Below are 6,030 nucleotides of genomic sequence, written 5' to 3' on the forward strand. Positions count from 1 at the left end.
CCGCAGATCAGGGGTTGCGGGCGCTAGTTGGGCTGCCTGGCGATGGCTCGTTCCCAGTGGTGCCAGCGCAAGTGGAGCCGACTGGCGATGGCGCGTGCCAACTAGCTCCAGCGCCAGTTGGCACGCTCGACGGACAACTCGTCCCGGTGAGAGTCGAGCGGCCTCGACCGGCTCCGGTCGTCCACCAAGCCCCACGCGCAAAGCTGGCCCCGCTCTCGGCGGTGCGATACGCCCTGCAGGTGACTCTCGCCCGAGAGACCCACGACAAGCTGCGCCACGCCCAGTCGCTTCTCGGCCACGCGCTGCCCACGGGCGACATCGCGCAAGTGCTGGATCGCGCCCTGGACGCGTTAATCCGCCAGCTCGAGCAGCGCAGGTTTGCGGCGTCCGCGCGCTCGCTCCCGCGAAGCGGCGCCCCGACAGGCCGCTACGTCCCCAAGCGAATCCGAAGCGCAGTCTGGCAGCGCGACGGCGGCCAGTGCACGTTCGTCAGTGAGGACGGACGGCGCTGCGAATCTCGCACCAGGCTGGAGTTCGATCACATCGACCCAGTCGCCCGCGGGGGAACGGCGACGGTGGCGAGAATGCGACTGCGGTGCCGGACGCACAATCAGTACGAGGCCGAGCGCGCATTCGGATCCTCGTTCATGCGCAGCAAGCGCGAGCAGGCGCAGCACGCCGCGGCGAAGCGAAAGCTGGAGGTGAAGAGCCAAGAGGCGGCGAATGCTCGAGCGAATGCCGAGGCACGCGCGAACGAAGTCATCCCATGGCTTCGGCAACTTGGGTTCCGCGCCGACGAAGCGCGGCGTGGCGCCGAGCGCTGCAACGCCGATCCCAACGCCTCACTCGAAGCGCGAGTCCGCTTGGCACTATTGCATCTGGCGCCGAATGGGCGACGCGCGGGCACTCACGTAACGACTAGTTCGTCCTGAACGCTCCAGGCTGCCGCCGCGCGGGGCTCAGAGCATGGATCGCGTGAGATGAGCAACTCAAGTCGCTCATCACTGACGAGCGAACTCGCTACCGCCGAAGCCTGAGACCCGTCGGCGTTGCCTGCACGAGCGTTCCCAGCGAATCGATCCCCACTTGAAATGCGGGGCATCTCCCGGATTTCACCTCGAATGGGGCGGTACTCAGGAGATCGAGTTCCAAATCGGGTCCAACAGCTCCCATTGGCACCGGGACGACCAGCCATTGCCCCTTCCGCGGCCGGGAGGTTCCGCTCTGCAGGTCCGTGAATCGCACCGAGGTCACCGCAAAGTCGAGCTGCCCGACGAGTACTCTTGCAGAATCAACCAGCCACTTTGCCTGTCGGCCGTAGTCATTGTCGGGAACGTGATCGACCATTCGCATCAGCACGAGTGCGCGCTTGCCGTCCAATCCAGAGAGCGCGTGCTTGCTCCTCGCGAGCCGTAGTGCTGACCTCAACTCCTCGTAGCTAGAGAATTGGGGCTCGAGCCTCATCTCCTTGCGGTAGAGCCTGGCGAAGTACGACCTGGGCAGGACCACGGAGTCATCGGAGTCAATGATGGCCAGCTCGCCACGCAACCGGCCGCCGTCCGAACGGCCCATGCTCCCGACCAGCACGCGATCTGCGAGACTCGGGTGATTGCCGATCCCTTTCCAGTTCCGATCACCGCATACGAGCTCGACCGATCGGGACGGAGCGAAACCAAGCAACTCCTCGGTGACAGTGATTCGAACCCACCGTCCGGTCGTCTCGCGCGCGGTAACCTTCCCCTCAAAGACGACCGTGTTCGAGACCAGCCAGTCGTAGAAGGTGGGAGCCGGTCCGCCTTCGTAATAGGCGTTCGCAGTGCCCCATTCGAAAGCGAGAGAGCAAAGAAACAGGGCCGCCATGGCCACCGCCAACCCCACTCGCCCGCTCACGCCCCTCGCATCCTGCGCGGCCCGTACCACAGCCAGAAGCCGGTGACCGTGAAGGTCAGCAACGCCAGACCCATGAGGCTCGTGTAGCCGAGCTTGATCTGCTCGTTCGAGGTCCCGAGCAGATCGTCCAGGATAGAGCCGTCGTGCAGGTCCTCGATGAAGTCGGAGCGTCGTCGCTCGATGTGCAGCACCTCGCCGGTCGCGCAATCGAGCTGCACACCCCAGTAGCCCTTCGCGAACACGAACTTGACCATGCCCTTGTCGGGCCGGATGTCGATGCGATCGAGTCGCAGCGACATCGTCGGCGAGATCGAGTCGCGTGCGACCGCCACCGCCCGATCGTGAAGTTCATGGATCGGCAGCCACCGCGCGGGATCCGTCGTGGTGCCGCGATGCGACTTGGCGAGCAGCACTCCGCCGGTGTGCTTCTTCCAGCCCAGCATCAGTCCACTGGTCGCGACCAGAGCGAATAGAACGAACAGCGCTACGCCCGTCGTCCGATGGATCGTTCGGGCGATCCTCAGAGTCCGGGCGTAGGTCTCTCTCGTCGTGGGCATTCGAGCCGGTTTCCCTACCGCTTGTTCGCCGTACCTCCGGCCTGCGCGTCCGTCTTCTTGGTCGCGCTCAGTCCCTTGCCCATCGCCTCATCGAAGTTTCCCGACAGCAATGCGCTCGCGCGCGGGAACAGCTCGATCGCCTGCAGCAGCTGCGGATCGTCCTCGACCAGGATCTTGTAGCGCTCGAGCGCACCCAGCGACTGGCTCGCGAGCTCGGCACGCACCTGCTGGAGCACGAAGTCGCGATCCGCGGTCCAGGTCGAATCGGTCATCGTGACCTTGCGCTTCTCGGCAACGCGCTTGAGGTCACCCCACTCGTTGTCCTTGAGTGCGAACGAGCGGTTGAACGAGTCGCTGGTCCACTTCTGGTTCTTGTGCGCGTTCATCCAGTGAGTGCCCCACTCGAACACGATGCGCTTCTGGATGATGTCGACCTGGCTGCGGGTCAGCGGAACGTCGGACTTGACGACCACGTCGGGCTGGATGCCGCCGCCGCCGTAGACCGTGCGACCACCGCTGGTCTTGAACACCGGCCGCTGCGCCAGGATCGAGTCGCTCGGCGTGTCTTCCTTCCACGCGTCGAGCTGATAGTCCTCTTCGCTCTTGCCGTTGTAGTCGCGCTGAATCAGGCGGCCGCTCGGCGTGTGGTACTTGGCGATCGTGAGCAGCAGCTTGGAGCCGTCGGACAGGTTGAACTGGTTCTGCACCAGCCCCTTTCCAAACGTGCTCAACCCCACCACCAAGCCGCGATCCAGATCCTGCACCGCACCCGACACGATCTCGGACGCCGAGGCGCTGCCGTGATCGACCAGCACCACGACCGGTCCCGTCCAGCTGCGCGGGCGTTCGCTGCTGTAGTAGTCGGCGTTGGCCGACGGGATGCGTCCGCGCGTGTAGACCACCTTCTTGTTCGCAGGCACGAGCTGGTCCGCGACGTCGACCGCCTGCGAGAGCAGGCCGCCACCGTTGGCGCGCAGGTCGACCATCAGCTGCTTCATGCCCTGCGCCTTCAGGTCGACGATCGCCTTCTCCAGCTCTTCGCCGGTCGTCTGGGCGAAGCGGATCACACGCACGTAGCCGATGCCGGGACGCAGCATGTAGGCGTAAGGAATGCTCTCGATCGGAATCTTCGCGCGCTCGATCTCGAACACCTGCGGTGCCGGTTCGTCTTCGCGCTCGATCGTGACCTGCACGGTGCTGCCGGCCGGGCCGCGCAGCTGCTTGAAGACATCGTCGGTCGTGATGTCCTTCTTCACCGGCTCCCCGTCGATCGCGATGATGCGGTCGCCGGCGCGAATGCCGAGTCGGTAAGAAGGAGTGCCCTCGATCGGCGAGATCACCACGATCGCGCCGTCTCGGATGTCGAACTGGATGCCGATCCCCGAGTACTCGCCCTGGAAGTTCTCGTCCATCTGGCGGGCACGCGTCGGCTGCAGGAACACCGTGTGCGGGTCGAGCGTGCGGAGCATGCCGTCGATCGCGCCGCGCACGATCTTGGAGTTCTCCGGCGCGTCCACGTAGTTGTTCTGCACCAGGTAGAGCACCTGGGAGAACAGGTCGAGCTGGCTGCGCAGGTCGTCGCCGGCCGCCATGGCCCGCGAGAGGCCAAAGCCCATCAGCACCGACAACACCATTGAAACGATCAGCGGCCCGAGCGAACTACGACGAAGGAACGCCATGGAGTGACTCCGAGTGTGGGGTCAGCTCGCCGGAGCGCGTGAGCGGAGTCGCATGAGGCGCTCCGCGGCGGCGTCCAGCGTTTCTTTGCGACGGGCGAAGTGGAAGCGCAACCGCTGCCGACCCGCCGCCGGATCCGAATAGAAGCTCGACCCCGGTACCGCGGCGACCCCCACCTCGGACACCAGCATGCGAGCGAACGAGACATCGTCGTCGAAACCGAACGCCGAGATGTCGGTCATCACGTAGTAAGCACCGCGTGGCATGAAGGCGCGGAATCCCGCGGCTTCGAGCACCGGCATCAGGTGCGCACGCCGGGCAGCATACGAACTGGCGAGCGCCTCGTAGTAAGACAGTGGCAAGGATAGCGCCACGGCTGCCGCTTCTTGTAAAGGAGCGGGCGCGCCCACGGTCAGAAAGTCGTGAACTTTGCGAATCGCACCACTCAGCTCGGGCGGCGCCAGGCACCAGCCGACCCGCCACCCGGTCACCGAATAGGTCTTCGAAAGCCCGCTGATCGTCACGGTTCGTTCCCGCATCCCCGGCAGCGCCGCCAGCGTCACGTGCTCGGCTCCGTCGTAGATCATGTGCTCGTAGATCTCGTCGGTGATCGCGATCACGTTCCACTTCCGGCACAGCGCGGCGACATGCTCCAGCTCCGCCCGAGTAAACACCTTGCCGGTCGGATTGTTCGGGGTGTTGATGACGATCGCGCGCGTGAGGTTGTTGAACGCGGCCTCCAGATCGGCCGGGTCGTACGCCCAGTCGGGCTCCCTCAGCCGCACGAAGCGTGGCGTGGCCCCGCACAGGATCGCGTCGGGGCCGTAATTCTCGTAGAACGGCTCGAACACGATCACTTCCTCGCCCGGATTCACGAGTGCCATCTGGGTGGCGACCATGCACTCGGTCGAGCCGCAGCACACCGTGATCTCGGTCTCGGGGTCGTAGCGCAGGCCGGTGAAGCGCTCGGTCTTGGCCACCAGCGCGTCGCGCATGCGCTTGGAGCCCCAGGTGATGGCGTACTGATTGATGTCGTCCATCACCGCGCGCGCCGCGGCTTCCTTGAGTTCGGAAGGAGCCGGAAAGTCGGGAAAGCCCTGGGCCAGGTTCACACCGCCGTGCTGGTTGCAGAGCCGCGTCATCTCGCGGATCACCGACTCGGTGAAGCGATGCGTGCGCTCGGCTGTGAAGGGTCTCATGGCCGAGCGAGTCTAACGCGGCGCGCGCCGCACCCCAACGAGCGATTTGCCGGCGCGCGCCGCTTTCGCACGGTCTCACTCGCCTGATTTCGTCGCGAGCGATTGACACGAGCCGGGGCGGTCGGCCACTTTCCGTCGGCTATGGATGCCCAGCGCGTCATCGCGCGCCGTTTCGTGATCGGCTTGCCCCCGGATGGGCTTTCTCCCGCATGGGAACGCGACTTCGCCGCCTATCCTCCCGCCGGCGTGATCGTGTTTCGCCGCGATTTCCACGATCTCGCCGATCTGCGCCGTCTGACGCGGCGATTGCGCGAACTGGCGCGACCGCGACGCATCTTTCTGTCGCTCGACGAGGAAGGCGGCTTCGTCTCGCAGCTCGACGGGCACCTGGTGGTGCCGCCGAACTCGGCGCTGCTGGCGCGCGGCGCGAGCCCCGGCGACATGGTGTGGATCGCGCGCGTCACCGCGCGCCGCCTGCGCTCGCTGGGCTTCGAATGGGACTTCGCGCCGGTCGCCGACGTGCACTCGGAACCGCTCAATCCGGTGATCGGTCCCCGCGCGTTCGGCCACGATCCGGCCGCCGTCTCGGCGATGGTCGGCGCGTGGCTGCGCGGGTTTCGGGCCGAGGGGCTCGCCGCGTGCCTTAAGCACTTTCCCGGTCACGGCGACACCGTGCTCGATTCGCACCGGACGGAACCGTGGACGGG

The 6,030-nt window shown here is 65.7% G+C and carries 5 protein-coding genes; 1 reads left to right on the plus strand and 4 read right to left on the minus strand.

Annotated elements, in window-relative coordinates:
- Positions 1 to 1,020 precede the first annotated feature (1,020 nt).
- Genes HOP12_11160 through HOP12_11175 form a run of 4 tightly spaced genes read right to left on the minus strand, consistent with a single transcriptional unit; the run spans position 1,021 to position 5,323 of the window.
- Complete coding sequence (locus HOP12_11160; protein NOT34713.1) at positions 1,021 to 1,860, minus strand: hypothetical protein; 840 nt, start codon at positions 1,858 to 1,860, stop codon at positions 1,021 to 1,023.
- 26 nt (positions 1,861 to 1,886) lie between these two features.
- Positions 1,887 to 2,447, minus strand: coding sequence for a PepSY domain-containing protein (locus HOP12_11165; protein ID NOT34714.1), 561 nt, complete (start codon positions 2,445 to 2,447; stop codon positions 1,887 to 1,889).
- Between the two features lie 14 nt (positions 2,448 to 2,461).
- Positions 2,462 to 4,126 carry a S41 family peptidase gene (locus tag HOP12_11170; protein NOT34715.1) on the minus strand — a complete coding sequence of 555 codons (1,665 nt, stop codon included), beginning with the start codon at positions 4,124 to 4,126 and terminating at the stop codon, positions 2,462 to 2,464.
- Positions 4,127 to 4,147: 21 nt separating this feature from the next.
- Positions 4,148 to 5,323, minus strand: coding sequence for an aminotransferase class I/II-fold pyridoxal phosphate-dependent enzyme (locus HOP12_11175; protein ID NOT34716.1), 1,176 nt, complete (start codon positions 5,321 to 5,323; stop codon positions 4,148 to 4,150).
- Between the two features lie 174 nt (positions 5,324 to 5,497).
- Between HOP12_11175 and HOP12_11180 the strand changes: the two genes are divergently transcribed.
- A partial coding sequence (locus HOP12_11180) for a glycoside hydrolase family 3 protein (protein NOT34717.1) occupies positions 5,498 to 6,030 on the plus strand: 533 nt, incomplete at its 3' end.

Source organism: Candidatus Eisenbacteria bacterium (assembly GCA_013140805.1).
Taxonomy (GTDB): domain Bacteria; phylum Eisenbacteria; class RBG-16-71-46; order RBG-16-71-46; family RBG-16-71-46; genus JABFRW01.